This is a genomic window from Streptomyces sp. NPDC002958 (assembly GCF_055563255.1).
On the sequence record NZ_JBVHDS010000025.1, the window covers coordinates 37915 to 64545 of the forward strand.

Genomic DNA, 26631 nt, shown 5'->3' on the forward strand with positions numbered 1-26631 from the left:
CCGGTCGCCCCCGTCGCGTCGTCGGCATCGCCCGTGACGCCATCCAGGAGCTGGCCGACTCGACCGCCCGCCGCGAACTGGAATCGCAGGGCGGCGGCACGTGCGTGTGGTGCGAATTCATCATTCCGGAACGCGGATGACTGCAAAGCTGAGCATTACTCGACAGTAACAGAAAGTAACATGTCTGTGCTTGACCGTAACCGACCGCAAGCGATTGACTGCGACTCCGTCAGTCTTTGTCTTCCGATGACATGAGGACCCGTTGGGCACTGAGCTACTGGCACCTCTCGATCTGGCCTTCTGGCACCTCGAATCCGATGCCCACCCCATGCACCTCGGCGCGCTAGCCGTTTTCTCCCCGGCTCCGGACCCGGCGTGCGGCGCCGACACGGAGGCCGTGCTGGAATTGCTGGGCGCCCGGGCCGCCGCGATTCCCCGGCTTCGCATGCGGGTCAGGGACGTACTGCTTCCGGTCGGCGGTGCGGCCTGGTTCGTGGACAAGGACTTCGACGTGCACCGGCACATCGGGCGGGTGCGGCTGAGCGAGGCGGAGTCGCGGGGCGAGGACGGCGGGTTCATGGCGGGTGCCACCCGGCTCGCCGGTGAGCTGATGGAGCGGCCGCTCGAACGTGGTCGGCCGCCCTGGCAGATGTACGTGATCGGTGGCGCCGAAGGCGGACCCTTCGCCGTACTCGTCAAGCTCCATCACGCGCTCGCCGACGGGATGCGCGCGGTCGCCATCGGTGCCGGGATTTTCGACGAGATCGCCTCCGTCGCCGGGCGTGCCCGCAGCGGCGTTCCCGCCCGCAGGGCGCGCGCGTTCCCGCCCCGTTCCTGGATGCCGGGCCCGCGCCAGGTGGCCGGCCTCGCGCTGGGCCGGATCGAGGACCTCGGGCGGGCGCTCGGGGTCGGTGCCTCCATGGTGCGGGCCAGCCGCCTCGATCTGCGCGGCGCGCCCGCGCTCACCGCGAGCTCCAGCGGCACCCGGCGGCTGGCAACCGCGGACCTGGATCTCGATGCCGTTCAGCGGATCCGCCGGGACGCCGGGGGCACGACCAACGATGTCCTGCTCGCGATCGTTGCCGGGGCGCTGCGCCGCTGGATGCTGGAGCGCGGAGAGCCACTGCCCGCCGAGGACCCGCGCGCCCTGGTGCCGGTCTCCCGCCGCAGACCGGGCCAGGCCGCTGCGACCGGGAACAAGCTCTCCGCCTATCTGCTCGGGCTCCCCGTCTCCGAGCCCGACCCGTGGAAACGGCTCCGTGCCGTCCGTACCGCCATGGACCGCAACAAGTCCGCAGGGCCCTTCCGCGGTGCCGGTGCGGTCGCGGTGCTCGCCGATCAACTGCCCTCACTGGCCCACCGCTTCGGCGCCCCGATCGCCGGGAACGCGGCCAGGATGCTCTTCGACGTCCTGGTTACCAGCGTGCCCCTGCCGCGCTCGGCACTCTCGCTCGGCGGCTGCCCGCTCCGCGCCGTCTACCCCATGGCGCCGCTGGCCCGCGGCCAGTCCCTGGCCATCGCCCTGGCCACGTACGGCGGCCGGGTGCAGGTCGGACTGGTGGCCGACGGCAAGGCGCTGCCCGATCTGGGGCGGCTGGCGCGCTGCGCCGACGACGAGGTGGCGCAGCTGCTCGCGCTGCTGCCCACTTGCTGAACCATGCCCGAATTGCCGGAAGTCGAAGCCCTGCGGGTCTTCCTCGACGACCACCTGGTCGGCAAGGAGATCGACCGTGTCCTGCCGCTCACCGTCAGCGTCCTCAAGGCGTAGGAGCACGCCCCACCACCGGCACTCGCGCCGCATCAAGTCATGCTGTCCGGTACGGAAAGACCGGGTGAATCACTCAGCCCTTCACCCCCCGGCACGCTCTACACTCCGGCCCATGCTGCGCGTACTCGCCGTCGACGACGAAGAACCCGCCCTGGAGGAACTCCTCTACCTCCTGCGCGCCGATCCCCGCATCCGCAGCGCCGAGGGCGCCACCGGGGCCACCGAGGCGCTGCGCCGCATCGGCAGCGCCGTCGAGGCGGGCCCCGACGACCCGTCCGCCATCGACGTCGTCTTCCTCGACATCCACATGGCGGGACTCACCGGTCTCGACGTCGCCCAACTGCTGGCCGGATTCGCCGAACCCCCGCTCATCGTCTTCGTCACCGCACACGAGGGCTTCGCCGTCCATGCCTTCGACCTGAAGGCCGTCGACTACGTCCTCAAGCCGGTCCGCCGTGAACGCCTCGCCGAAGCGGTACGCCGCGTGGCCGAACAGGTCGGCGACCGCTCCGCCCCCGTACTCGACACCGCCAACGACCAGATACCGGTGGAGCTCGGCGGAGTGATCCGCTTCATCCCGATCGACGACATCGCCTACGCCGAGGCCCAGGGCGACTACGCCCGGCTGTACACCGGCACCGGCAGCCACCTCGTCCGCGTCCCCCTCACCACCCTGGAGGAACGCTGGCGCTCGCGCGGCTTCGTACGCATCCACCGCCGCCACCTCGTCGCGCTGGGCCGCATCGACGAACTCCGCCTCGACGCGGGCAGCATGAGCGTGCGCATCGGCACCGCGGAACTCGCCGTGAGCCGTCGCCACAGCCGCGCGCTGCGCGATCTGCTGATGCGCCAGACCGGTAGCTGACCAGGGCCTACCCAGGTTCGAAGCCCTTCCCACGGAGGACCGGTGCTGCGTACACTCCGGGCCCATGTCCGCAGAGCCAACGCCACGGCGTGAAGTGGTGACGGGGGAGCCCCGGCGGGTTCGCCCGCTGCCGCGCTACCGCACCCAGTCGGAGATCGACGAGCAGACCGCACTCGGCGGCGCGTACGTCCGTTCACTGATGCGCAGTCAGTTGCGCGCCGGACTCACCGTTTTCACTGTCCTCGCCGTGATCGTCGGGACACTGCCGCTGGTCTTCGAAGCCCTGCACAGCGCCGCGCTCGTCTGGGCGGTCCTCGGGTTCGCCGCCTATCCGCCACTGACCCTGACCGCCTGGTGGTACGTGCGCAGGGCCGAGCGCAACGAACGCGACTTCGCCCGGCTCGTGGAAGGCCGCCCCGCACAGTGAGCCGCACGTACGCGGTGACGGCCGTCGCCGTCGTCGTTCTCACGACCGTCCTCGTCGGCGGCTTCGGGCTGCGCATCTCCCGTACCACCTCCGACTTCTACGTCGCCTCACGCACCGTACGGCCCCGGCTCAACGCCGCAGCGATCAGCGGCGAATACCTCTCCGCCGCCTCCTTCCTCGGCATCGCGGGCCTGGTGCTCGTACACGGCCCGGACATGCTCTGGTACCCGGTCGGATACACGGCGGGCTATCTGGTGCTGCTGGTCTTCGTCGCCGCACCGCTGCGCCGCTCGGGGGCGTACACCCTGCCCGACTTCGCCGAGGGGCGGCTGGAATCGCGGCAGGTTCGCAGGCTGGTGAGCGTCTTCGTCGTCGCGGCGGGCTGGCTCTATCTCATACCACAGCTTCAGGGCGCGGGACTGACGCTCAAGACCCTGACCGGGGCGCCCGGCTGGCTCGGCGATGTGCTCGTGGCGTCCGTTGTCGTCATCGCCGTCGCCGCGGGAGGCATGCGGTCCATCACCTTCGTACAGGTCTTCCAGTACTGGCTGAAGCTGACCGCACTCCTCGTCCCCGCGATCTTCCTGATGCTCGCCTGGCAGGGAGACGGGCGGCCCCGCGTCAGCTTCGACGAGCAGCTCTCCGTCTTCCGCGCCGACCATCCGCTGTACGCCACCTACGGGCTGATCGTCGCGACGTTCCTCGGCACCATGGGCCTCCCGCATGTCGTCGTCCGCTTCTACACCAGCCCCAACGGCCGCGACGCCCGCCGCACGACGGTCGCCGTCCTCGCCCTGATCGGCGTGTTCTACCTGCTGCCGCCGGTATACGGCGCACTGGGCAGGCTGTACGCCCCCGAACTGATCCGCGGCGGGGACGCGGACGCCGCCGTACTGCTGCTGCCCGGCCGGGTCATCGGCGGGCTCGGTGGCGATCTGCTCGGCGCACTCATCGCGGGCGGCGCCTTCGCCGCGTTCCTGTCGACCGCCTCCGGCCTCGCGATGGCCGTCGCCGGAGTCATCACCCAGGACGTGCTCCCCTCGCGCGGGGTACGGCACTTCCGGCTGGCCACCGTCCTCGCCATGTGCGTACCGCTGACCGGTTCGCTGATGGTCAGCCGAGTGCCGGTGGCCGACTCGGTGGGGATGGCGTTCGCCGTCTCCGCGTCCTCCTTCTGCCCGCTGCTGGTCCTCGGCATCTGGTGGAGGCGGCTCACCCCGCCCGGCGCGATCGCCGGACTGCTGCTCGGCGGCGGCTCCGCGTTCCTGTCCGTTGCAGTCACGGTCAGCGGTGCGGTGCGTCCGCCCGGCTGGCCGCACGCCCTGCTCGCCTGGCCCGCCGTCTGGTCGGTGCCCGTCGGCTTCCTCGCCATGGTCCTGGTGTCCCTCGCCACTCCCGGCCGCATACCTCCCGGTACGAACGCCGCCATGACCCGCTTCCATCTGCCGGAAGCGCTGACCTCGGGGAGACACCGATGACCGGGGCCGGATACGCCGTACTCGTCCTTCTGCTGCTCGGCGCGGGCTTCCTGCTCGGCCGCCGCACCGCCCGCCCCGTCCGCACAAGCGACGTCGGAACCCCCGTCGAGCACGCCACCTTCGAGACCCTGCACACCGCCTCGCTCGCCGCGCCCGCGCTGCGCGCCGGACTCACCGAGGAGAGCGCCCGCAAATCCGCCCGCAGGCTCCGCTCCCTCCTCGGCACCGACGCCCTCTGCCTCACCGACCGCGAGCGGGTGCTCGTCTGGGACGGCGCGGGAGAACACCACGGCCGGCACGTCATGGAGCAGGTCCAGGGCCTCCTCGCCAGCGGCCGTGACACCGCATTCCACAGCGACTGCGACGACCTCGACTGCCCACTGCGTTGGGCCGTCGCCGTGCCGCTCACCGTCGATCACCGGGTCCTCGGCGCCCTCATCGCCTACGCTCCGCGCGAGTCCGCGGTGCTGGCACGAGCGGCCGGAGAGGTCGCCCGCTGGGTCTGCGTACAGCTGGAACTCGCCGAACTCGACCGCTCCCGCACCCAGCTCATCGAGGCCGAGATCAGGGCACTGCGGGCCCAGATCTCCCCGCACTTCATCTTCAACTCGCTCGCCGCCATCGCCTCGTTCGTCCGCACCGACCCCGAGAAGGCGCGCGAACTGCTGCTGGAATTCGCCGACTTCACCCGGTACTCGTTCCGCAGTCACGGCGACTTCACCACTCTCGCCGACGAACTCCACTCCATCGACCAGTATCTGGCACTGGTTCGGGCCCGCTTCGGCGAACGGCTCGCGGTCACGCTTCAGGTCGCCCCCGAAGTGCTGCCCGTCGCCCTGCCGTTCCTCTGCCTCCAGCCGCTGGTCGAGAACGCCGTCAAACACGGCCTCGAAGGGGCCGCCACCCTTCCTCGAGCTCTCAATTCCGTTCGAGCAGGGCAGACTCCGACCCGCATCACCATCAGCGCATTCGACGCAGGCTCCGAGGCCGAGGTCGTCATCGAGGACAACGGCACCGGAATGGACCCGGAACGCCTGCGTAACATCCTGCGTGGCGAGGGCGGTCACTCCACCGGGATCGGGCTGCTGAACGTCGACGAACGGCTGCGCCAGGTGTATGGGGACGACTACGGACTCGTCATCGAGACGGGCATCGGTGCCGGGATGAAGATCACGGTACGGCTGCCGAAGTACCGTGCGGGGGTGCACGGTTCCTGACTACCGGGCGGGACGGCGTTCAGTGGAGTGGCCCTGACGTTCCGGGCGCATCCCGTCTCGCCTCTTCTCATCTCGGCACCGGGTTTCTCGGAGCATTGAACCGGCAGGCCGCGCCCCGCGTGGCCAGAAGGACAGGATCTGTCACGACCGGATCCGTCCACGACACGAGGATGCGATGACCGCCGATCCCGGGGGAGGCCCGCACGTGCGGCAGTTGCTCGGCGCCTATGTTCTTGATGCGCTCACGGCCGGCGAGACCCGCGGGGTCTCCCGCCATCTGCAGTCCTGCGACCGCTGCGCCGCCGACTATGTGGAGGTCGCGGAGGCCGTTTCGCTGCTCGCCCTGCTCAGCGAGGAGGATCTGCTGGAGTAGCCCGGCAGGTTGCGGGAGAGCTGACGCAGTGCGTAGTAGGACCGGGACTTGACCGTGCCCGCCGGAATACCGAGAGCACGGGCCGTCTCGGCCACGCTCAGCCCGCGGAAATATATCTGGACGAGGACCGCACGGTGTTCCGGGCTGAGGGTGCGTACCGCATTGCGCAGGTCGAGCGCCGAGACCGTGGACTCGGCGGTGTCGTCCTCGCCCGCGGCCGCTTCCAGCACGACGTCACTGACCTCGGTCGGCCGGGCCTGCCTGGAGCGGCGCGCATCGATCGCGAGGCGCCGTGCGACGGTGAAGAGCCAGGGCCGCATCGAGTCGTACGGGGCGTCGAAGGCCTCCGGATGCTGCCAGGCCCGCACCAGCGTCTCCTGGAGCAGGTCCTCCGCCCGCTGGCGGTCGCCGAAGGTCAGCCCGAGCAGGAAGTGGAACAGGGCGGGGCCGTGCTCCCGCTGGAGGTCCGCGAGGGCTCGCTCATCGGTCGTCGTGGTGGTCATCGTGAACGCCCTTCCCCCGAGGCTCCTGCCGTTTCGCTGCCGACTTGCGTATACGAACGCATCGGGGCGTCGAGGAACAGGCGAAGGGCGGCCCCGTGCGACGAGCGGTCGCACAGTGCGGCGAATGGTGCGGTGAACGGTCGGGCGGCGGGTGGAGCGGCGTTCGTACGGGCATCGGTCGTGCGCTGCGTCGCCCTCCGGCCGCCCTCCGCCCATTCCCTCGGCGGACGGAACCGAGGCGCACGGGGCGTCGGATCAACCCGTGCCCGGGCCCGTGCCCGGTGTCTGCGCCATCTCCGACTTCCGGTACGAGTAACCGAAATAGATCACCAGACCGACCAGGAACCACATAGCGAACCGCACCCACGTCTGCCACTGCAGGAAGGTGATCAGCCAGATCGAGAACACCACGCCCAGGGCCGGCACGAACGGCATGCCGGGGGTGCGGAACGTACGCGGCAGATCGGGCTGCTTGTATCGCAGCACGATCACCGCGATGCACACCACCACGAACGCGAGCAGAATGCCGATGTTCGTCAGTTCGGCAGCCTCGCCGATGGGCAAAAACCCGGCGATCACGGCCGATGCCGCGCCGACGATCCAGGTCACCCGGGTAGGAACGTGCCTGGTCGGGTGGGTCTTGGCGAACCACTTCGGCAGCAGTCCGTCGCGGCTCATCGAGAACCACACCCGGGTCACGCCGAGCATGAAGGTGAACATCACCGTCAGGATTCCGATGATCGCGCCAACCGCGATCACATCGGCCAGTCCGCTGAGCCCCACGGACTTGAAGGCCGTGGAGAATCCGGACTCCGGGTCGATGTCCTCGTAGCTCTGCATTCCCGTCAGCACCAGACACGCCGCCACATAGAGCACCATGGAGATGGCGAGGGAGTACAGGATCGCCTTCGGCATGTGCCGCTGGGCGTCCTTGGACTCCTCGGCGGCCGTCGACATGGCGTCGTAGCCGAACACCGCGAAGAACACCGTGGCCGCACCGGTGAAGGCGCCGCTCACCCCGAACGGGAAGAAGGGGTTGTAGTTGGCGGTGTTGATGTGGAACGCGCCGACGCCGACGACCAGCAGGACGACCAGGACCTTGAGGACGACCACGATCGTTTCGAAGCGGGCCGCGTTCTTGATGCCGAGGGTCAGAAGGTATGCCACGAGCAGACAGAGCAGCGCGGCAAACAGGTCCACCTGATGACCCGCCCCGGTGCCTGGCGCGCCCAGCATCCACTGCGGCAGTTCGAGTCCCGTCTCCCCGAGCAGGAAGCTGAAGTAGCCGGAGATGCCGATCGCGACGACGGCGACGATCGCCGTGTACTCCAGCAGCAGGTCCCAGCCGATGAGCCATCCCACGAGCTCGCCCAGTACCGCGTATCCGTAGGTGTAGGCGGAGCCGGCCTTGGGGATCAGGCCCGCGAACTCCGCGTAGCTGAACGCGGCCGCCGCACTCGCCACACCCGCGATCAGAAAGGAGATCAGGACCGCGGGCCCGGCGGTTCCGTTCGCCACGGTGCCGGCCAGGGTGAAGATTCCCGCGCCGATGATGCCGCCCACGCCGATCGCCGTGAGCTGCCACAGCCCGAGCGATCTGGTGAGCTGAGTGGTGACGTCTCCCGCCAGCGCTTTCTCGTCGATCCGCTCGATCGGCTTGCGACGCAGTACACCCTCGCCCACTCGGAGCCTTGCCATGAGTCACCTCTCCGCTGACGGCTGTCCCTGACGGGCGCTCATGATGGCCCAGGTGAGGTCGGTACGAAAGACGGCGTGCCGTCCAGCGGAGGCGAGGATTCCGGGACGGTTACGGGACCACCGTGACGGGCCAACGACCCGCCTTCACCGAACGGATCGCCACCGAGCTGATGAACCGGTGCCCGGCCGACTTCGACGCGCCCACCACGACGGCATCGGCCTTGTGCCACGTTCGAACTGGTGGGGCTGTTGGTCTGTCACGGCGGTGAGGCCATCCGCTCCCGACGCCGACTTTGGCGCCGACGTGGACCCCGGCGCCGGCGTGGACCCGGGCGCCGACGTGGACCCGGGCATTGACCCCGGCTCCGGATCCGGCACGGCCTGGGACGAAGCTGCCGGTTGCCTCGGAAGCGGTACCTCCATCGGGTGCAAAACCGCCTGCTCCCGGTGTCGTTCACCGGGGTGGCTCCGCCGACATGCGAGCAGTTGTTCATGAAAAATGATCAGAGGCTGCCGGGGCGCAGGGCGCTGCTGCGACTGGTCGCCGGACTCGGTACGGCCGCTGCCGTGCGCGTGATCGCCGCAGATCCGGCCGGAGAACCGTTCCGGCCCGAGGCACCGCTCCCGGAGGGGGCCGCCGGACCCCCGTCCGCCCTCGGCGTGCGGTCCTCCGCCTATCGGCTCCGGCCCATGACCGCGCAGACCGCGTCCCGCTTCCGGCCCGCGGCGCCACCGGTCCGCACCAGGCCCTTCGAGGAACTGCCCGAACTCGGGCATGCCATGGTGCTCACCTTCGACGACGGCCCCGACCCGCTCTACACTCCGCACATGCTCGCCACCCTGCGCGAACACGATGTTCGCGCGATGTTCTTCGTCTGCGGAGAACTGGCCAACAACAATCAGGACCTGGTGCGGGCGATCGCCGACGACGGTCACACCATCGGCAACCACTCCTGGACACATCCCCTGGTCACCCAGCTGTCCAGGGCCGGCATCCGCGATGAGCTGGGCCCCACCAGCGAGTTGATCGAGAAGATCACCGGCGCTCCGCCGGTCTGGTACCGGGCGCCGTACGGAGCGTGGAACCGGAGCTCCTTCGAGATCGGCGCCGAGATGGGAATGGAGCCGATGGCCTGGACCGTCGACACCCTGGACCGGACCGATCCCGGTGTCCGCACGATTGTCCGCAGAGTCCGGGAGGGGGCGGCGCCCGGCGTCGTGGTGCTGTCGCACGACGCCGGGGGCGACCGTTCGCAGAGCGTGTCCGCGCTGCGGCGGTATCTCCCCGAACTGCTCGACGACGGCTACCGGATCACGGTGCCGCAGCGCCGGTGAGTGCGAGGCGGCCACGGAGGGGCAGCGGCCCCGCCGGGTGCGGCTCCGCGGCGTCGGCCGTCACCGGCACCCCGGGGGCTGCCCGATGGAGCTCGGCCGAAACCGTGGCCACCAGCCGGGGAGGGCCCAGTGAGAAGTCCGCGCCGTTCCGCGTCAAGGCCAGGCAGGCGAGCACCACCAGGGCGAGGGCGCCCCACGGCATGTGCCTGGTCCGGTGGACGCGCCAGTTGTTCCGGCCCATGGTGCTCCTTTCGTCGCGACGCTCGGTACGCCAGGCGCGGGACGGCCGGGCGGCGATCAGGGACGGGCGAACGGGTGGTGCCCGGTCCGATCCGCCCGTCGCCCCGAGTCCCGGGACAGGACCCGGGGCGACGGCGGATCGGACCGCACTGCCCTGCTCTCAGTGCGGGCGGCCCTCCTTGCGCTGACGCACCACATGGATGGTGCCGGTGGCCGTGACCACCGCCGGCGCCGTTCCGACGGCGATCATTGCGGCGTTCATCCTGTCGACGCCGCCTCCGAGTCCGCCCTGCACATCGGTCAAGGAGACCGCGGAACTCGTGGCGGATGCGTCAAAGGCCGCGCTGAACGTGAGACCGACCTTCGCCGTCGAGCCGGGTGCCGTGTCGCAGATGAACGTCACCTCGTAAGCGGCGCCAGGTCGTGGGTCCCAGTCGAGCGTGGCCGCGGCGGCGCCACCCCTGGGGATGGTGACCGTGTCGAACACTCCGGAGTCGGCCGTGGCGGTTGTAGAGCACCCCCGGGCGGCCAGGGTGACCTGGCTTCCCGGCGCGATCACCGACGGAGTGACGGTGTACCGGGTCGCACAGGGCGCGCCTCCCGACGTCGCGGCGTATGCGGTTGCAGCCGGAGCGGTCAGGGCGAGAGCGGCGGCGCCAGGCAGGGCGACGGGTGCGACACCTATTGCACGCATGGGTGAATCCTCCGGGTCCCCGAGGAGCAGTTGCGGAACGAATTTCCACATAGCGTAAGAAATGCACCTCGACGCGCCAAACGCTAGAAGTCGCGCATTTTGCTCGCGATCGGAGTGCGCCGCTCGGGGCACCGCCTTCCCCCGAGCGGCGTACCCACCCGTATTCCGGCGGATCGCTATGTGTCCGCCGCGCCGGGAAACAGATCGAGGAACGGCGCCGCGGTGGCCGAGATACCACGGCCGAAGGGGGAATCGAAGTCCCAGATCAGGAAGAGCAGAAAGGCGATCAGGACGCTGAAGAGGCCGGCCAGCAGTAGTTCGCGGAAGGTTCTGCGGATCTGCAGTGTGAAGATCAGTCCTACGGTCACCAGCGCCCCGGTGATCAGGCCGAACCAGACCACGCCCGGCATGGTCGCGCCGGCACTCTGCCCGCGTGCGTTGCGCGCGTCGTCGGCCGCGGCGACCTGATCGACCAGTGGCTGATATGCCTGCCCCTCGTGATCGTTTCCCGGCCGGTATTCGGTGACATCGGCGCGCACCCGGCCGAGAAGCCGGGTCCCCTCGTCGGTGAGCGAACCGTGCTCGGCCATCGTCCGCCACTCGTCGTGGACGACGTGGCGGACGTAGGCGTCGACATCGGCACGGATGCGCGTACGCACCTCGGCCGGGTAGACGGCGGAGCGGACGTTCACCTCGTGCAGCGCCTGGGCCTCCTGGCGTACGTACTCCTGGGCGGCGCTGCGGCCCTCCCAGACGCCCGCGATGGCGAGGCCCAGCACGATCGCGTAGACCACGCCGATCATCATCGTCATGTACTCGATGACGTCAGGGGTCTCGGACGGGTCGTCATCCTCTCCGATCCGGCGGTTGTTGAGTACGGCGATGGTCAGGACGACGGCGCTGGCCGCGACCATGGCGAGGGTGAGAACAAGCCATTCCGACATGGGCTTCTCCGGAGGTCATCGGGAGCGGGGACGCAGCACGGCGACGGCGAACACCGCGGGGGCTGTGATCAGCAGGGTGAGGGTGACCAGGGAGGTGCCGCGCCGCGGGACCTTGCGCGGCGGCTTGCGGTAGGTGGGGAGGGCCACGGGCCGGGGCACGGGGGGTGTGGGGCGTACGGAGGGCGAGGGTGAAGGGGGCGGTGGCACGGGCTCCGGTTCCGGTCGGGGCGGCGCGGGCGGCGGCGGTGGTGGCACGGGCTCCGGTTCTGGTCGGGGCGGCGCGGGCGGCGGCGGTGGTGGTGGCGGAGGAGGCTGCGGGGGCGGTGGGGGCGGCGGGGGTGCGGGTGGTGGAGTCGGCTTGGGCGCCGGGCCCGCTTGACAGTGCCCATTGCCCGACGTGGCGACCGCCGAACTCCCGCCGCTCTCCCCGATGGAGGCGTACGCGCAGTTGTCCGCCGCCGCGGGTGCCGGGGCGGTCAGAAGCCAGAGGAGTACGACGGCCGCCGTGAGCCGTCCTATGAGTGATCCGTACACGATGGGGAGCATGTTCCGGCCGGTCGCCGGGCACGCCGCGGGCGGTGCGGATTCCCCTGATGGTGGGGACATGGGGCGTCGGGTGTTTGCGGCTCGGGGGAATTCTGTGAACGCGTTGAACGAAGCAGGGACCGTCGCCCGTACCCAGGACCAGGGGCGACGCGAAAAATCATCATAACCGTCCCCATATGAACGGGAGTTGACATGAGTATCTGGCGGAACATCTCTCGCTCGCAGTGACGGCGGCTGCCCTGTTGGCGCTGACCGCGGTGTGCGGTCAGGACAAGGGAACCGAGACCTCTGACGGGCAGAATGTGGGCAACGCCGGGCAGGCGGCGGAGAGCGGCTGCGGATCGGGCATCGGCTACGGCTCCAACGGTGCGGACGGGGGTGCCACCGCCACCGGCAAGCAGGCCGCCCGGCTCGCGGTGTGGGACAGCGAGAAGCTCGGCAATGCCCTCACGGACAGCGGGGTTCACGCTCTATCGCTTCGATGAGGACACCGCCGGTCCTCCCGAGTCGAATTGCGAAGGCGACTGCGCGAAGATCTGGCCGGTGGTAGCCGCGGGCAATGCGACGGCGGCGCCCGGAACCGATCCCGCACTGATCGGCAAGGTCCCCTGCTCCGACGTACCCGGCAACTCACCATTGTGGGCCGGCCGATGTACCGCTACGCCAAGGACGCCACGCCCGGCGATGCCAATGGGCAGGGGGCGGCACCTGGTTCGTGTCCGCGCCGGACGGCCAGAAGGCCGCGCTGAATGCTGACGGACCGGCCGGCGCCGAACTCACCGGACTTTCGGTCCGTAAGGATCCGAGACTCGGGGACATCGTCGTGGACAAGCGCGGCATGACGGTCTATCGGTTCAAGCAGTACCTCGCATGGCCGATGAAGTCGGCCTGCACAGGTGCCTGCCTCGCGAAGCGGCCGGTTGCTGCTTCATTGAGAAAGAAAGACGTCAAAAGGCGTCATCACCAAGGGCTTTGTCACCTTCAATCGGCCCGACGGGCTCAAGTAACAGTTCCTCGACCGCTGGCCGGTCCATACCTTCTCCGGCGATGTGACGCTGGGAGACGCCAACAGCCAAGGCGTCGAAGGTACATGGTACGCGGTGTCCCCCGACGCCGAACTGGTGGGCGCCCCCAAGTAGTCCGAAAGTGCCTCCCGCGGGCCGGCCCGTCGCCGAATGTCACACGCTGCGACGGGCCGGTTGCACATGCCGCTGGTGTGTGACCAATAACGGACGGCTAATTTCCGTTTCCGCTCGCTCTCCTGGCGGTCGATCAGTAGCCTCTGGTCAACACTGACCATGAACATGGCCGGATCGCCGTGGCGACTTGTTGGAGACATCGATGGAGCGTCCCGCCTGGGCACCGCAAGGCATAGACATTTCGGTGCCTAGCGTGTCTCGCATGTATGACTTCTATCTGGGCGGATCGCACAATTTCGAGGTGGACCGGGAAGCGGCTCGCAAGGCCATGGAGTTCATGCCCGGACTCCCCAAGATCATGCAGGCGAATCGCGCCTTTATGCGCAGGGCCGTGCGCTATGCGGTGAGCGAGGGCATCACCCAGTTTCTGGACATCGGCTCCGGAATACCGACTTTCGGTAATGTGCACGAAGTAGCACAGGCGGCCGACCCGGAGGCCCGGGTGGCGTATGTCGATCACGATTCGGTTGCGGTCGCGCACAGCCGGGCAGTACTCGAAGGCAACGACCGGGCGCTGATCGCAGCCGCCGATCTGCGGTGCCCGCAGGAGATCGTGAAGAACCCGGAGATCTCCGAACTGCTCGACCTGGACCGTCCGGTGGCTCTGCTGCTCGTCGCCGTACTCCATTTCATCGAGGACTCCGACGACCCGCACACCGCGGTCGCCGAGCTGCGCGAGGCACTCGCCCCCGGCAGCCTCATCGTCGTCACCCACGCCTCGTACGAGGGGATTCCGCTCACCCGGGAGGAGGCGGGCAAAACGGTCCGCGTCTACAGGGAGATCCGCAACCCCCTGGTCATGCGGTCGCGCGACGAGGTCGCCAGCTTCTTCGAGGGGTACGAGATGGTCGAGCCCGGACTCGTGTCGATGCCGAACTGGCGCCCCGACACCCCTCTAGCGCCGGAGCACGAGGACCCATTTGCCTTCTCGGGCTTCGCAGGAGTGGGACGCAAGGCGTGAGCATTCCCGCCCAGTCCTCCGGAACGCCCGACACGGAGCCCGACGGCCCCGAGGACCGGCTCCGGAGATTCGCCACGATCTGGAGCAGGGCCATCTTCCCGTCGACGGCCACCTCCATGACGCGCACCGAGTTCGAACAGCACCTGCTGCCCCCGGCGCGCGCGCTCAGCGACATCCTGCACGCGCGGCCCTTCGACGCGGCGCCCGCGAGCGAGGTGGGCGCCGCCCTCGTCGCCGCGCACTGCACGGACCCGGACGCACTCAGCAGCACGCTCGGCGTCATCGACTCGTACCTCGTGCTCTACTGCGGCAGCAACGGCGCGACGGCGCTGTCGACCGAGGACGGCAGAGCCCGTTGCGCCCGGATCCAGCACGCCCTCGCGGGTGGCTTCACCCAGGCACTGCGCGAGCGGACCCTCGCCGAACAGGAGGCCATCGCCCGCTCGGCGCTCACCGCCCGCTCGGACGCCGAACAGGCGCTGCACGCCACCGAGGCACGCTTCCGAGCCGTCTTCAAGGACGCGGCCATCGGCATCGGGATCGCCGACCTGGACGGCAATGTTCTGGAGGTCAACGACACCCTCACCCGGATGTTCGGCGGGCTCGAACACCATGTGCGCAGCCACAAGCTCAACGAGTGGGTCCACCCCGAGGACTCGCCGCAGGTGTGGAAGTACTACAACGAGCTGGTACGTGGCGAACGCGAGCACTACCGGGTCGAGAAGCCGTACTACCGCAACGACGGCACCGTGCTGTGGACCAATCTGACGGTGTCGCTGCTGCGTGACTCCGAGGGCAGGCCGGAGTATCAGCTGGCGCTGATGGAGGACACCACGGAGCGTCGTCTGCTCAACCTGCGGCTGCGGTACGAGGCCACCCATGACGCGCTCACCGGCCTGCCCAACCGGACGCTCTTCTTCGAACGGCTGGAGAAGGCGCTCTCCGCCGACGACGGCAGCCGCTTCGGCCTGTGCTACCTCGACCTCGACGGCTTCAAGGCGATCAACGACAGCCTCGGCCACGCGTCGGGGGACCGCCTGCTGGTCGAGGTGGCCGACCGGCTGCAGAGCTGTGCGACCGCATCCGGCGAGATGGTGGCGCGGCTCGGCGGCGACGAGTTCGTGGCCCTGACGACCGGCCCCGACACCCGGACGGAGGTCGACGAGCTGGCCTGCCGCATCCTCGGCGTGCTCGGAACCCCGATCCGGCTGGAGGGCCGCGAACTGACCGTACGCGGATCCATCGGGGTCGTCGAGGGGCCGGCCGGTGAACGCAACGCGGCCGAGGTGCTGCGCAGCGCCGACATCACGATGTACCGGGCCAAGTCGGCCGGAGGCAACCGCTTCGAGCTGGCCGACGCCGAGGCGGACGCCCGTGCCATCACCCGGCACGGGCTGACCACCGCGCTGCCCGTCGCGCTGGAGCGCGGTGAGTTCTTCATCGAGTACCAGCCGCTCGTGCACCTGGGCGACGGCACGGTGCACGGTGCGGAGGCGCTGGTGCGCTGGTGCCATCCGCAGCACGGGGTGCTCGGTCCCGACCGGTTCATCCCGCTCGCCGAGCACACCGGGCTGATCGTGCCGCTCGGCCGGTGGGTGCTGGAGGAGTCCGTGCGCCAGGCCAACTTCTGGCAGGAGCGGCACAGCGACGGCGGTCCACTGCGGATCAATGTCAACCTCTCGCCGACCCAGCTGCACCATCCGCGGCTGGTCGCCGAGACGGTCGACGTGCTGGAGCGGTCGGGGCTCGAACCCGGGGCGCTGTGCCTGGAGGTCACCGAGTCCGCGCTCATCGGTGCGGATGACGATCTGCTCAAGCCGCTGCGGCAACTGGCGGAAATGGGCGTCGACATAGCGCTCGACGACTTCGGTACCGGTTACTCGAACCTGGCGAACCTGCGCAGGCTTCCGGTGAGTGTGCTCAAGCTGGACCGTTCCTTCACGCAGGGCATGCAGCAGCATCCGGCGGACCCGGTCGATCTGAAGATCGTCGAGGGAATCGTCTCGCTGGCGCACAGCCTGGACCTCGCGGTCACGGTGGAGGGTGTGGAGACCGGGGCTCAGGCGGAGCAGCTGCGGGAGCTGGGCTGCGACACGGCCCAGGGGTGGTACTACGCCCGGCCCGGTGCGCCCGACCGGATCCACTCGCTGCTGCTGGCCGACGCGGTCTGAACGACGCGGCTGGGCGCGGGTCCAGTCCTCGATCGCCGGACGGGCTGAAGGATGTCCTCAATCGCCGGACGGGCTTGATCCGCCCGTCCGGCTGTCGAGCAGCACCTTCTGCAGTTCGCGTGCCGCGCGCGGCGGAGCCACATCGCTGCGGTGCGCGAGTGCGATCGTGCGCCGCAGGCCCGGGCGGGCAAGTGGCGTGGTCCGCAGGTCGTGGCCGGCCCGGATCGCGACCATGCTGGGCACCACCGCGATCCCGAGCCCCGCGCGGACGAAGCCGAGCACCGCGTCCATCTCCCCGCCCTCCACCGTGAACGAAGGCTCGAAGCCCTCCGCCCGGCAGGCGGCGACCGTCAGCTCCCGCAGGTCGTAACCGTGCCGGAACATCACCAGGGATTCACCCTGAAGGTCGGCGATCCGTACGCTCCCGCCCCGGCCCGGCCGCGGCGCCCGGGCAGACGACACCACGACCAGGTCCTCCTGGAGCAGCTCGACGGTGGTGAGGGCGGGAGAAGCGGCAGGCAGCGGCAGCACGACCAGCGCGAGATCGAGTGCGCCGCGCGCCAGCCCCCGTACGAGGTCCAGCGAGCCGCCCTCCTCCAGCAGCAGCTGGATCCCCGGATGCCGGTCGTGGAAGGCGCGCAGTACGTCGGGGAGCAGGCCCGTGCAGAGGCTGGGCGTCGCGCCGAGCCGGACCCGCCCCCGGCGCAGCTGGGCCAGTTCCTGCACCTCGTGGCGTGCGGTGTCGGCGTCCGCGAGGATGCGGCGGGCCAGCGGCAGCAGGGCCTCGCCCGCGTCGGTGAGGGTGATGTTGCCGCGGGCCCGGCTGAACAGCTCAGCCCCCAGCTCGTTCTCCAGCGCCCTGATCTGCTGGGAGAGCGAGGGCTGCGAGACATGCACCTCCTCAGCGGCGCGGGTGAAGTGGCGGGTCTCGGCCACGGCCACGAAGTACGTCAGCTGCTGGAATTGCATACACTCAGCCTAGCGGCCACGATAGCCCACGCCTATGAATATGAGCGGTTCCATGTCTTGGACTGATGAGGTCCTTCGGCCCTAGCGTCGTGTCCATGGCATTGGCAACACGGACGGACCGACGGCCGTCCATGACGCGTAGGTTCTGGGACTCGTCCGTCGGCAAGAAGACGATCATGGCCGTGAGCGGCCTGATCATGCTCCTCTACTTGGTTGCCCATATGGTCGGCAACCTGAAGATCTTCTTCGGATCCGGCGAGTTCAACCGTTACGCACACTGGCTGCGGACCATGGGAGAGCCCTTCCTGCACTACGAGTGGGCCCTGTGGATCCTCCGTGTCGTGCTCGTCGCCGCCGTGGTGCTGCACGCCATATCCGCGTACCAGCTCAGCCGCCGCGACATCAAGGCGCGCCCCGCCAAGTACGTACACAAGAAGCCGCGCTCCGGCTATGCCACCCGCACCATGCGCTGGGGCGGGATCATCCTCGCCCTGTTCATCGTCTGGCACATCCTCGACCTGACGACGGGCACCGTGCACTCCGGCGGATTCCAGTCCGGGAACCCGTACCAGAACGTCATCGACACCTTCTCCACCTGGTACGGCAACACCATCTACATCGTCGCCGTGCTCGCCCTCGGACTCCACGTCCAGCACGGATTCTGGAGCGCCGCACAGACCCTCGGCGCGGGGAACGCGACCCGTGACCGTGCCCTCAAGACCATCGCCAACGTCCTCGCACTGGTGCTGACGGTGGGCTTCATCTCCGTACCCGTCGCCGTCATGACCGGAGTCGTGAGCTGACATGACCGACTACTCGCACTACGAGACGGGTGCGCCCGTCGTCGACACCAAGGCTCCCGAAGGCCCCGTCGCCGAACGCTGGGACACCCGCCGCTTCCAGGCCAAGCTGGTCAACCCGGCCAACCGCCGTAAGCACACCGTGATCGTCGTCGGCACCGGCCTCGCCGGTGGTTCGGCCGGTGCGACGCTCGCCGAACAGGGCTACCACGTAGTGCAGTTCTGCTTCCAGGACTCGCCCCGCCGCGCCCACTCCGTCGCCGCCCAGGGCGGCATCAACGCCGCGAAGAACTACCGCAACGACGGCGACTCGATCCACCGGCTCTTCTACGACACGGTCAAGGGCGGTGACTTCCGCGCCCGCGAGTCCAACGTCCACCGGCTCGCCCAGATCTCCGTGGAGATCATCGACCAGTGCGTCGCCCAGGGCGTCCCCTTCGCCCGCGAGTACGGCGGCCTCCTCGACAACCGCTCCTTCGGCGGCGTCCAGGTCTCCCGCACCTTCTACGCCCGCGGACAGACGGGGCAGCAGCTCCTTCTCGGCGCGTACCAGGCGCTGTCCCGGCAGATCGCCGCCGGCAACGTCGAACTGCACGCCCGCACCGAGATGCTCGACCTGATCATCGTCGACGGCAAGGCCCGCGGCATCGTCGCCCGCGACCTCATCACCGGGAAGGTCGACACCTACTTCGCCGACGCTGTCGTCCTGGCCAGCGGCGGCTACGGCAACGTCTTCTACCTGTCGACGAACGCCATGAACTCCAACGCCACCGCCATCTGGCGCGCCCACCGTCGCGGCGCCTATTTCGCCAACCCCTGTTTCACCCAGATCCACCCCACCTGCATCCCGCGCACCGGCGACCACCAGTCCAAGCTGACTTTGATGAGCGAGTCGCTGCGCAACGACGGCCGGATCTGGGTGCCGAAGGCCAAGGGCGACAACCGCCCCGCGAACGAGATCCCCGAGGACGAGCGCGACTACTACCTGGAGCGCGTCTACCCCGCCTTCGGCAACCTCGTACCCCGCGACATCGCCTCCCGCGCCGCGAAGAACGTCTGCGACGAGGGACGCGGCGTCGGCCCCGGCGGACAGGGTGTCTACCTGGACTTCGCCGAAGCCATCCAGCGCATGGGCAGGGCCAGGGTCGAGGAGAAGTACGGCAACCTCTTCGACATGTACGCGCGGATCACCGCGGAGAACCCGTACGAGACCCCGATGCGGATCTACCCGGCCGTGCACTACACGATGGGCGGACTCTGGGTCGACTACGACCTCCAGACCACCATTCCCGGCCTCTTCGCCATCGGCGAGGCCAACTTCTCCGACCACGGCGCCAACCGGCTCGGTGCCTCCGCGCTGATGCAGGGCCTGGCCGACGGCTACTTCGTCCTGCCGTCCACCATCAACGATTACCTGGCCCGCAACCCGCACCACGACGAGGTCGACGCCTCGCACCCTGCCGTCGAAGAAGTCGTCGCGGACACCGAGGACCGGCTGAACCTGCTGCTCTCCGTCGACGGCGACCGCACCCCCGACTCCTTCCACCGCGAGATCGGTGAACTCATGTGGGAGTACTGCGGCATGGCCCGCACCGAAAAGGGACTGCGCAAGGCCCTCGACCGGATCCCGCAGATCCGCGAGGAGTTCTGGCGGCGCATCAAGGTGCCCGGCATCGGCGACGAGTTCAACCAGTCGCTGGAGAAGGCCAACCGCATCATCGACTACCTGGAGCTCGCCGAGCTCATGTGCCTGGACGCCCTGCACCGCGCCGAATCCTGCGGAGGCCACTTCCGCGAGGAGTCACAGACCCCGGACGGCGAAGCCGCCCGCCGGGACGAGGAGTTCTCCTACGCCGCCGCCTGGGAGTTCTCCGGCACCGGCGAGGCCCCCGTCCTGCACAAGGAAGACCTCGTCTTCGAGTACGTCCACCCCACTCAGCGGAGCTACGCATGAAGCTCACCCTGCGCGTCTGGCGCCAGAAGAACGCCGACGCGCCCGGCGCCATGTCCACCTACGAGGTGAACGGCATCTCGCGGGACATGTCGTTCCTGGAAATGCTCGACACCCTCAACGAGGAACTCATCCTCGAAGGCGACGACCCCGTCGCCTTCGATCACGACTGCCGCGAAGGCATCTGCGGAGCCTGCAGCCTCGTCATCAACGGCGACGCCCACGGCCCCGAGCGCACCACCACCTGCCAGCTCCACATGCGGTCCTTCAAGGACGGCGACACGATCGACATCGAACCATGGCGCGCCTCCGCCTTCCCGGTCGTCAAGGACCTGGTCGTGGACCGCTCGGCCTTCGATCGGATCATTCAGGCGGGCGGCTACATCTCCGCCCCGACCGGCACCGCCCCCGAGGCGCATGCCACGCCGGTGCCCAAGCCGGACGCCGATTTCGCCTTCGAACACGCCGAGTGCATCGGCTGCGGCGCCTGCGTCGCGGCCTGCCCCAACGGCTCGGCGATGCTCTTCACCTCGGCGAAGATCAACCACCTCAATGTCCTGCCGCAGGGCGCCCCCGAGCGCGAGACCCGGGTGCTCGACATGGTCGGACAGATGGACAGTGAGGGCTTCGGCGGCTGCACACTCACCGGGGAGTGCGCCACGGCCTGCCCGAAGGGCATTCCGCTGCCGTCGATCGCGGCCATGAACAAGGAGTGGCTGCGGGCGACCCGGAAGGGGCACCGCTGAAGGAAAACGGCTGAGTTCCTGGCCCGGAGGCCGCCCACCTCCGGGGCCAGGAAGTCTCGGATGCTCCGGCAGATCAGGACGTCACAAAGAGGTCGTCGTCCGCCGTGGGCCGTGCCCTGCCCGTACCAGCCGTGCAGATAGACGGCCACCGTGCCGGTCAAACCGGTGGTGAACGCCACACGGTGGAATCCGGGGAGTTGAACCTGGCTGAACCCTCAGAGCCTGTCGGGTGACCTCCCACCGAGCGGCCACGCCCTGGCACGCACGCTTCCCGCGTTGTCGTCAATCACCAACTTCCCCATAGGCCTGAAGGCATGGGGGACCCCCTTCGCGTTGATTCCCTCCTCCGCCTTGGAATCACACGCACCGGACCGCGTCCGCTATCCGATCCAAGGTCACCCGACAGGCTCTCAGTCGAGACGGAGGGACGCCCTGAGGTACGCCGCCGTACGGCTGCCCTCCGCAAACGCAACCTCGGCGGGTGGACCCGCCGCCACGATCCGGCCGCCCCGGTCGCCGCCGCCCGGCCCGAGGTCGATCACCCGGTCGGCACCGGCTACCACCGCCATGTCGTGTTCCACGACCACCACCGTGTTGCCCGCGTCGACCAGACCGTGCAACTGCCGCATCAGTACCTCGACATCGGCGGGATGCAGCCCGGTCGTCGGCTCGTCGAGCAGATACACGGTGTGGCCCCGGCGGGTGCGCTGGAGCTCGGCGGCGAGCTTGATCCGCTGGGCCTCGCCGCCCGACAGCTCCGTGGCCGGCTGACCGAGCCGCAGATAGCCGAGCCCGACATCGAGCAGCGTCCGCAGACTGCGCTCGGCCGCCGGCGTACCGGCAAAGAAGCCGGCCGCCGACTCCACCGTCAGATCCAGCACCTGCGCGATGTCGAGACCGCGCAGGGTGACCTCCAAGGTCTCCGGGTTGTACCGCGCACCGTGACAGTCGGGGCAGGGCGCGTACGTACTGGGCAGGAAGAGCAGCTCCACCGAAACGAACCCCTCGCCCTGGCAGGTCTCGCACCGTCCGCCCGCCACGTTGAAGGAGAACCGCCCGGCCTTGTAGCCCCGCTCGCGCGCCGTGTCCGTCTCGGTGAACAGCTTCCGTACGACATCGAAGAGCCCGGTGTACGTGGCCAGATTGGACCGCGGGGTACGGCCGATCGGCTTCTGGTCCACCTGCACGAGACGGTCCACCGCCTCCAGCCCCTCCGCCGACGCACACCCGGGCGTGGGACGCTCCGCGGGCAGATCGGCAGTGGCGGAGGCCTGGCGGTCGGCGAGGACACCTGCCAGGACCTGGCCGACCAGGGTCGACTTCCCCGACCCCGAGACGCCGGTGACGGCCGTGAACACCCCCAGAGGAAACTCGGCGTCGACCCCCCGCACATTGTGGCGGTCGACCCCGTTCAGCTTCAGCCACCCCGACGGCGTACGCACCTCCCGCACCGCAGCGGGCCCGTCGTCGAAGAGGAAGCGCCGGGTGGCCGACTCCGGCACCTCCGCAAGTCCGGCCGGGGGGCCGCTGTGCAGCACCCGGCCCCCGTGCTCACCGGCCAGCGGCCCCACGTCGACCAGCCAGTCCGCCCGGCGCACCACATCCATCTGATGCTCCACGACGAAGACCGAGTTCCCGGCCTTCTTCAGCCGGCCGAGCACCCCCAGCAGCGACTCGGTGTCCGCCGGGTGCAGACCGGCCGACGGCTCGTCCAGCACATAGACGACACCGAAGAGGCCTGAGCGCAACTGGGTGGCGAGCCGCAGCCGTTGCAGCTCGCCGGAGGAGAGCGTCGGAGCCGTACGGTCGAGGCTGAGGTAGCCGAGGCCGAGCTCGGTGACCGTCTCGATCCGGGTGAGCAGATCCGTCGTCAGCACCCGCGCCGTGTCGCCGCCGCCCGGCGTCCGCAGCACCTCGGCGAGCGAGGTGAGCGGAAGCGCGGCCAGTTCGGCGATCGAACGGCCGACGAAGGTGACGGCCATCGCCTCCGGACGCAGCCGGCTGCCGCCGCATACCGGGCACGGGGCGCTGGTCAAAAAGCGCTCCGCCTTCGCCCGCAGGGTGCGGCTCTTGGAATCCGCGAAGGTGTGCATCACATAGCGACGGGCGCTCATGTACGTACCCTGATACGGGCGTTGGATGCGCCCCGCGTCACGCACCGGATGGACCGTCACCACCGGCTGCTCATCGGTGAACAGGATCCACTCCCGGTCCTCGGCGTCGAGCTCACGCCACGGACGGCCGATGTCGTACCCCAGCGTGTCCAGCACATCGCGCAGGTTCTTGCCCTGCCACGCCCCCGGCCAGGCGGCGATCGCACCGTCCCGGATCGACAGCGAGGGGTCGGGGACGAGCAGCTCCTCGGTGGTGCGGTGGATACGGCCGAGACCGTGGCACTCAGGACACGCCCCGGCGGCGGTGTTCGGCGAGAAGGAGTCGGACTCCAGCCGTCCGGCACCGGCCGGATAGTCCCCGGCGCGCGAGAACAGCATGCGCAGGGAATTGGAGAGCGTGGTGACCGTGCCGACGGACGAACGCTCACCGGGCGCCGAGCGGCGCTGCTCCAGCGAGACGGCGGGCGGCAGCCCGGTGACCTCACCGACCGCGGGCGCACCGACCTGGTGGATCAGCCGACGGGCGTACGGGGCGACGGACTCGAAGTAGCGGCGCTGCGCCTCGGCATAGATCGTGCCGAATGCGAGGGAGGACTTCCCGGAGCCGGAGACGCCGGTGAACACGGTGAGTGTGTCGCGCGGGATGTCGACCGAGACGTCCTGGAGATTGTGCTCACGGGCGCCGCGCACCCGGACGTACGGATCGTGGGGAGTGGGCATGTGGGCGGGGACTCCGTACGGCTCGGGGCGGGTCAACAGCTCTGGGGACAAACACTCCGATTCTAGGCGTCAGGGGTGACGGGGCCCGCCCGGCGCTCGACCGGTCGGCGCCGGGCAGCCGGACAGTCTCCCGGGCCCGGAACGACCGGAGGCCGGTCCTGCCGGACCGGCCTCGGATCGAGTCTGGATCGATGGGGCGGGGCTTCTACCGCGAGGGACGCAGGGCGCGCCTGATGGGCCTTCCCACGACACTGCGCGCCCGCTGGTACGTGGAGCGCTGGACGGGAGGGGTGGGGCTCTTCGAGAGCTTCCGCTTGAGCTGGGCGTTCTGGGCGGTGAGTACCGTCAGCTGGGACTGAAGCCAGTTGAGACGCGCACCCATCGTGGCGGCGTCGGCGCCGACCCAGGGCCGGACGCCCGGGGGGAAGGCCAGCGTGCTCATCCGTGCCTCGAAGTCCGCGCCGCCGTCGCCGTGGGCGAAGGTGTTCTCCAGGCCGTTCTTGTCGAGGAAGTTCATGAACCGGTCGAACCGCTCCTGATGGCCGCGCATCAGCGGCCCGAAGTCCGCCTCGGCGTAGAGCTCGGCGGGGTCGAGGTCGGAGGGGACCTCGGTGAGCATCCGGTGCGGGATGTCGAAGTAGCGGCACAGCTCCAGCGTCCGGGAGTCGCCGCAGAGCACGGTGGCGGGCGTCCCGGCCAGCAGCGCCGCGATGTTGCCGTGGATCCGGGAGCCGAAGGAGAAATCGAAGCCCCGCAGGTCGTCCATCCAGGTGACCGGGTCGATGTAGACCCGCACCTTGTCCTCCCTGTACATGGGGTGGTCTGGATGGGTGGGGATGTCGGTCAGCGAGGCGTTCTGATGGGACAGATCGCGCCAGTGCAGCTGACGTGCCTCGGAGATGTTCTGGCCGATGAACCGGAGATGGGGGTAGCGCGCGTGGGTACGGTTGATGATCCGATCGAGCTTGTGCTTGCGCACGGCGTCGTGCGATCCGTTGACGGCGATCCGTGACTCGGGCCCGAGTGCCCGCCCGCTTGCCCGGATGTCGAGCTTGGTGCCGTTGAGGAACATCGAGGGACACCCGATGACGTCCACGTCGCGGAAACCCATGTCTCGCAGATACCGCTCGGTGAACTCCCCGCGTACGCCGATGGAGGCGCTGTGGTCGAGCACGGCCGAGACGAACGCGTAAACCGTTGACTGCATGGGCCGCAGCCGGTCCGCGGAGTAGTCGACGCCGGTCTGGGCGCCCACACCCGGGACGACGACCGGGATCTTCAGTTTGGATATGAGCTGCGTCAGGCGCTCCAACTGGCGCTCGAAGGACGGCCGGAAGGCGTTGGCGAGCGGGATGACGAAGACGTCGTACTCGCTGTTGATCCGGTCGGCGTCTGCGACCCTGGTGGTGATGCCGTTCGACACCACCTCCGAACGTGGCGTCTCCAGGATCTTGTGAGCGGCGTCACTGAAGATCAGGTTGCCCGAGTTGGTGGCGAACACGTCCTCATGGAGAGCGCGCTCGACAGGGACGACGTCGTAGGGGCTCTTCCCTGAACGCAGGAGTATTCGCTTCACATGATTAACGTTGGAGGCCACAAACCTGAATATAGCTTTACAAACACCTTTGGTTCCACGTGCATCCTGTACAAACATTGCGATCCACGCGGAACGTAAGGGCATGATCACACATCCGCGCGAGCGGGAGCGCGGGTACTTTTGGGTTACGGCTCCCCGAGGCGGTCCCGCGATGCCCTCTTGAGCGCCGGACGGCCCCGCCCGTACGCTGCCTCCTGCGCGCGGGGGCGCCTACCGGGGAGGTGGAAGCGCGGTCATGGCCGACTCATTGTCCGAGGATGACATCCTCGAAGCGATCGCCCGGCACATCGGCCGACCTGGACAGGGGCCGCAACTGCGGCGGGCAGGCGCCGACATCACCCGGCTCCCGATGCTCGACCTGCGAATCGTTCGGTGCGTGGAGACGCGTACCACGCGGCCGGAGAGCAGGCCCGGCACGTACGACATGTCGGGGCGGCCCACCTATGAAGGTGATCTGCGCGACCATCCCGTCGAGTCGCCGAAGGATCCGACGGTGTCGCGGACGGTGGAGCTCGTGCTCCGCGGCTCGGTGAGAACGGCGCCCTGCGGCTGCGACGACGGTCGCCAGCCGTGCGCGCGGTGCCGGGCCAGGGGAAGGCTGCGTTGCGACACCGGCCCGATGTGCCCGTCCTGCAAGGGTGTCGAGCCGTGCACCTGGTGCGACGGCACGGGCGAGCGCCGCAAGGACCGCACGGCAGCCGAGTCGGCGCGGGAGAAGCCTCCTGCCGGGCGGACCACCTGTGTGAAGTGTCACAAGCCCCGCACCGCTTGCCCGGAATGTCGGGGTTGGGGCACCAAAAAGTGTCCGCAGTGCGAGGATACGGGCTTCAGGGTCTGCCCGGTCTGTGCGGGCGAGCGGTCGCGGGAGCACACGCCGTGCGACGGTACGGGCCTGGTCACCCTGTGGACCGGGGGCTCGGTCAGACAGGCGCCCGACCGGATCCAGTTGAAACTGCCCGAGCCGGCGCCGCCGTTGCGCGTGAGGCAGCAGGCCGGACGCGTCGGTGCGTGGGATCGGGACACTCTGACCTCGGCCGGCGACCCGCTGCCCGACGGTCTGGACTCGGCACACCGCGAGGCCGTCGAATCGGCCCTCGTGCCGCGCCAGGGCGAAGTAGCCAGGCGGGTCGACATCGGCCGGCTGCCGTTGGTCGCGGTCGCGATCCCCGACGATCCGGACCACGTCTTCTATGTCTTCCCCGGGCACGACGGCCCGGAAGTCCTCCCGATCTGGTCGCGGCGCCGGTCCCAGCGGGTCGCCGCAGTGGTGGCCGGGGTGGTCGTACTGGTGCTTCTGGTGGTCGCGCTGGTCTGA

At 69.2% G+C, this 26631-nt stretch carries 22 protein-coding genes and 3 pseudogenes; 15 read left to right on the plus strand and 10 right to left on the minus strand.

All coding sequences use genetic code 11. The features are described 5' to 3' along the window. Positions 1–262: 262 nt before the first annotated feature. The 7 genes and pseudogenes from ACZ3IC_RS28635 to ACZ3IC_RS28665 all read left to right on the plus strand — a co-directional run bounded on the left by ACZ3IC_RS28635 (position 263) and on the right by ACZ3IC_RS28665 (position 6128). Positions 263–1654, plus strand: coding sequence for a wax ester/triacylglycerol synthase family O-acyltransferase (locus ACZ3IC_RS28635; RefSeq protein WP_467420758.1), 1392 nt, complete (start codon positions 263–265; stop codon positions 1652–1654). A gap of 3 nt (positions 1655–1657) precedes the next feature. Then, positions 1658–1762: pseudogene (locus ACZ3IC_RS28640) on the plus strand (DNA-formamidopyrimidine glycosylase family protein); the annotation flags it as partial. A 118-nt stretch (positions 1763–1880) separates the two neighbouring features. Further along, entirely contained in the window at positions 1881–2633 is a 753-nt protein-coding gene (locus tag ACZ3IC_RS28645; protein WP_467420760.1) for a LytR/AlgR family response regulator transcription factor, read from the plus strand. Positions 2634–2697: 64 nt separating this feature from the next. After that, positions 2698–3060 carry a hypothetical protein gene (locus ACZ3IC_RS28650; protein WP_467420763.1) on the plus strand — a complete coding sequence of 121 codons (363 nt, stop codon included), beginning with the start codon at positions 2698–2700 and terminating at the stop codon, positions 3058–3060. Beyond that, a complete protein-coding gene (locus tag ACZ3IC_RS28655; RefSeq protein WP_467420765.1) occupies positions 3057–4538 on the plus strand; it encodes a sodium/solute symporter in 1482 nt (493 codons plus the stop codon). Before ACZ3IC_RS28650 ends, ACZ3IC_RS28655 begins: the two co-directional genes overlap by 4 nt. Next, positions 4535–5755, plus strand: a complete 1221-nt coding sequence (locus ACZ3IC_RS28660; RefSeq protein ID WP_467420767.1) for a sensor histidine kinase — start codon at positions 4535–4537, stop codon at positions 5753–5755. The genes ACZ3IC_RS28655 and ACZ3IC_RS28660 overlap by 4 nt, the downstream gene beginning before the upstream one ends. A gap of 175 nt (positions 5756–5930) precedes the next feature. Then, positions 5931–6128 carry a zf-HC2 domain-containing protein gene (locus ACZ3IC_RS28665; RefSeq protein WP_467420770.1) on the plus strand — a complete coding sequence of 66 codons (198 nt, stop codon included), beginning with the start codon at positions 5931–5933 and terminating at the stop codon, positions 6126–6128. On the opposite strand, the gene ACZ3IC_RS28670 is transcribed toward ACZ3IC_RS28665, so the two are convergent. The 3 genes and pseudogenes from ACZ3IC_RS28670 to ACZ3IC_RS28680 form a co-directional block, all read right to left on the minus strand. Continuing rightward, on the minus strand, positions 6062–6631 hold the full coding sequence (locus ACZ3IC_RS28670) for a sigma-70 family RNA polymerase sigma factor (protein WP_467420771.1): 570 nt from the start codon (positions 6629–6631) through the stop codon (positions 6062–6064). The two genes, ACZ3IC_RS28665 and ACZ3IC_RS28670, sit on opposite strands and share 67 nt — an antisense overlap. A 255-nt stretch (positions 6632–6886) precedes the next feature. Beyond that, entirely contained in the window at positions 6887–8329 is a 1443-nt protein-coding gene (locus ACZ3IC_RS28675; protein ID WP_467420773.1) for an amino acid permease, read from the minus strand. 109 nt (positions 8330–8438) lie between these two features. After that, a pseudogene (locus ACZ3IC_RS28680) lies at positions 8439–8552 on the minus strand (universal stress protein); the annotation flags it as partial. A gap of 269 nt (positions 8553–8821) precedes the next feature. On the opposite strand from ACZ3IC_RS28680, the gene ACZ3IC_RS28685 reads away from it, so the two are divergent. Continuing rightward, positions 8822–9664 carry a polysaccharide deacetylase family protein gene (locus ACZ3IC_RS28685; protein WP_467420776.1) on the plus strand — a complete coding sequence of 281 codons (843 nt, stop codon included), beginning with the start codon at positions 8822–8824 and terminating at the stop codon, positions 9662–9664. Here ACZ3IC_RS28685 and ACZ3IC_RS28690 read toward each other — a convergent pair. The 4 genes from ACZ3IC_RS28690 to ACZ3IC_RS28705 all read right to left on the minus strand — a co-directional run bounded on the left by ACZ3IC_RS28690 (position 9642) and on the right by ACZ3IC_RS28705 (position 11701). Further along, a complete protein-coding gene (locus ACZ3IC_RS28690; RefSeq protein ID WP_467420778.1) occupies positions 9642–9905 on the minus strand; it encodes a hypothetical protein in 264 nt (87 codons plus the stop codon). The two genes, ACZ3IC_RS28685 and ACZ3IC_RS28690, sit on opposite strands and share 23 nt — an antisense overlap. 159 nt (positions 9906–10064) lie before the next feature. Beyond that, positions 10065–10598, minus strand: coding sequence for a hypothetical protein (locus tag ACZ3IC_RS28695; RefSeq protein WP_467420780.1), 534 nt, complete (start codon positions 10596–10598; stop codon positions 10065–10067). A 176-nt stretch (positions 10599–10774) separates the two neighbouring features. Next, positions 10775–11542 (minus strand): bestrophin-like domain, encoded by a 768-nt coding sequence (locus ACZ3IC_RS28700; protein WP_467420781.1) that lies wholly within the window; start codon positions 11540–11542, stop codon positions 10775–10777. Between the two features lie 15 nt (positions 11543–11557). Beyond that, entirely contained in the window at positions 11558–11701 is a 144-nt protein-coding gene (locus ACZ3IC_RS28705) for a hypothetical protein (RefSeq protein WP_467420782.1), read from the minus strand. 579 nt (positions 11702–12280) lie between these two features. Between ACZ3IC_RS28705 and ACZ3IC_RS28710 the strand changes: the two are divergent. The 3 genes and pseudogenes from ACZ3IC_RS28710 (at position 12281) to ACZ3IC_RS28720 (ending at position 16419) form a co-directional block, all read left to right on the plus strand. Then, a pseudogene (locus ACZ3IC_RS28710) lies at positions 12281–13227 on the plus strand (SCO0930 family lipoprotein). A 202-nt stretch (positions 13228–13429) separates the two neighbouring features. Next, on the plus strand, positions 13430–14248 hold the full coding sequence (locus ACZ3IC_RS28715) for an SAM-dependent methyltransferase (protein ID WP_467420784.1): 819 nt from the start codon (positions 13430–13432) through the stop codon (positions 14246–14248). Continuing rightward, complete coding sequence (locus ACZ3IC_RS28720; protein WP_467420787.1) at positions 14245–16419, plus strand: putative bifunctional diguanylate cyclase/phosphodiesterase; 2175 nt, start codon at positions 14245–14247, stop codon at positions 16417–16419. The genes ACZ3IC_RS28715 and ACZ3IC_RS28720 overlap by 4 nt, the downstream gene beginning before the upstream one ends. A 57-nt stretch (positions 16420–16476) precedes the next feature. Here the strand turns inward: ACZ3IC_RS28720 and ACZ3IC_RS28725 are convergent, their stop codons facing one another. Continuing rightward, a complete protein-coding gene (locus ACZ3IC_RS28725) occupies positions 16477–17388 on the minus strand; it encodes a LysR family transcriptional regulator (protein ID WP_467420789.1) in 912 nt (303 codons plus the stop codon). A gap of 95 nt (positions 17389–17483) precedes the next feature. Between ACZ3IC_RS28725 and ACZ3IC_RS28730 the strand changes: the two genes are divergently transcribed. From ACZ3IC_RS28730 to ACZ3IC_RS28740, 3 genes are read left to right on the plus strand one after another with little or no spacing between them, the layout of a single operon-like run. Then, positions 17484–18191 carry a succinate dehydrogenase gene (locus ACZ3IC_RS28730; RefSeq protein WP_467420791.1) on the plus strand — a complete coding sequence of 236 codons (708 nt, stop codon included), beginning with the start codon at positions 17484–17486 and terminating at the stop codon, positions 18189–18191. Between the two features lies 1 nt (position 18192). After that, entirely contained in the window at positions 18193–20142 is a 1950-nt protein-coding gene (locus ACZ3IC_RS28735) for a fumarate reductase/succinate dehydrogenase flavoprotein subunit (protein WP_467420792.1), read from the plus strand. Beyond that, complete coding sequence (locus tag ACZ3IC_RS28740; protein WP_467420793.1) at positions 20139–20885, plus strand: succinate dehydrogenase/fumarate reductase iron-sulfur subunit; 747 nt, start codon at positions 20139–20141, stop codon at positions 20883–20885. The genes ACZ3IC_RS28735 and ACZ3IC_RS28740 overlap by 4 nt, the downstream gene beginning before the upstream one ends. 410 nt (positions 20886–21295) lie before the next feature. Here ACZ3IC_RS28740 and ACZ3IC_RS28745 read toward each other — a convergent pair whose 3' ends face one another. Beyond that, on the minus strand, positions 21296–23719 hold the full coding sequence (locus tag ACZ3IC_RS28745; protein ID WP_467420795.1) for an excinuclease ABC subunit UvrA: 2424 nt from the start codon (positions 23717–23719) through the stop codon (positions 21296–21298). Between the two features lie 205 nt (positions 23720–23924). Next, complete coding sequence (locus ACZ3IC_RS28750) at positions 23925–25295, minus strand: polysaccharide pyruvyl transferase family protein (RefSeq protein ID WP_467420797.1); 1371 nt, start codon at positions 25293–25295, stop codon at positions 23925–23927. A 256-nt stretch (positions 25296–25551) separates the two neighbouring features. Here ACZ3IC_RS28750 and ACZ3IC_RS28755 point away from each other — a divergent pair, with 256 nt between their 5' ends. After that, positions 25552–26631, plus strand: a complete 1080-nt coding sequence (locus ACZ3IC_RS28755) for a hypothetical protein (protein ID WP_467420798.1) — start codon at positions 25552–25554, stop codon at positions 26629–26631.

Excerpts from the sequence above, each read along its gene's own strand:
- ACZ3IC_RS28735 (WP_467420792.1), top strand. The coding sequence starts at position 18,193 with ATGACCGACTACTCGCACTACGAGACGGGTGCGCCCGTCGTCGACACC.
- ACZ3IC_RS28745 (WP_467420795.1), bottom strand. The coding sequence starts at position 23,719 with ATGCCCACTCCCCACGATCCGTACGTCCGGGTGCGCGGCGCCCGTGAG.
- ACZ3IC_RS28730 (WP_467420791.1), top strand. The coding sequence starts at position 17,484 with ATGGCATTGGCAACACGGACGGACCGACGGCCGTCCATGACGCGTAGG.
- ACZ3IC_RS28725 (WP_467420789.1), bottom strand. The coding sequence starts at position 17,388 with ATGCAATTCCAGCAGCTGACGTACTTCGTGGCCGTGGCCGAGACCCGC.
- ACZ3IC_RS28665 (WP_467420770.1), top strand. The coding sequence starts at position 5,931 with ATGACCGCCGATCCCGGGGGAGGCCCGCACGTGCGGCAGTTGCTCGGC.
- ACZ3IC_RS28675 (WP_467420773.1), bottom strand. The coding sequence starts at position 8,329 with ATGGCAAGGCTCCGAGTGGGCGAGGGTGTACTGCGTCGCAAGCCGATC.
- ACZ3IC_RS28690 (WP_467420778.1), bottom strand. The coding sequence starts at position 9,905 with ATGGGCCGGAACAACTGGCGCGTCCACCGGACCAGGCACATGCCGTGG.
- ACZ3IC_RS28645 (WP_467420760.1), top strand. The coding sequence starts at position 1,881 with ATGCTGCGCGTACTCGCCGTCGACGACGAAGAACCCGCCCTGGAGGAA.
- ACZ3IC_RS28660 (WP_467420767.1), top strand. The coding sequence starts at position 4,535 with ATGACCGGGGCCGGATACGCCGTACTCGTCCTTCTGCTGCTCGGCGCG.
- ACZ3IC_RS28755 (WP_467420798.1), top strand. The coding sequence starts at position 25,552 with ATGGCCGACTCATTGTCCGAGGATGACATCCTCGAAGCGATCGCCCGG.
- ACZ3IC_RS28700 (WP_467420781.1), bottom strand. The coding sequence starts at position 11,542 with ATGTCGGAATGGCTTGTTCTCACCCTCGCCATGGTCGCGGCCAGCGCC.
- ACZ3IC_RS28715 (WP_467420784.1), top strand. The coding sequence starts at position 13,430 with ATGGAGCGTCCCGCCTGGGCACCGCAAGGCATAGACATTTCGGTGCCT.
- ACZ3IC_RS28695 (WP_467420780.1), bottom strand. The coding sequence starts at position 10,598 with ATGCGTGCAATAGGTGTCGCACCCGTCGCCCTGCCTGGCGCCGCCGCT.
- ACZ3IC_RS28685 (WP_467420776.1), top strand. The coding sequence starts at position 8,822 with ATGAAAAATGATCAGAGGCTGCCGGGGCGCAGGGCGCTGCTGCGACTG.
- ACZ3IC_RS28650 (WP_467420763.1), top strand. The coding sequence starts at position 2,698 with ATGTCCGCAGAGCCAACGCCACGGCGTGAAGTGGTGACGGGGGAGCCC.
- ACZ3IC_RS28740 (WP_467420793.1), top strand. The coding sequence starts at position 20,139 with ATGAAGCTCACCCTGCGCGTCTGGCGCCAGAAGAACGCCGACGCGCCC.
- ACZ3IC_RS28670 (WP_467420771.1), bottom strand. The coding sequence starts at position 6,631 with ATGACCACCACGACGACCGATGAGCGAGCCCTCGCGGACCTCCAGCGG.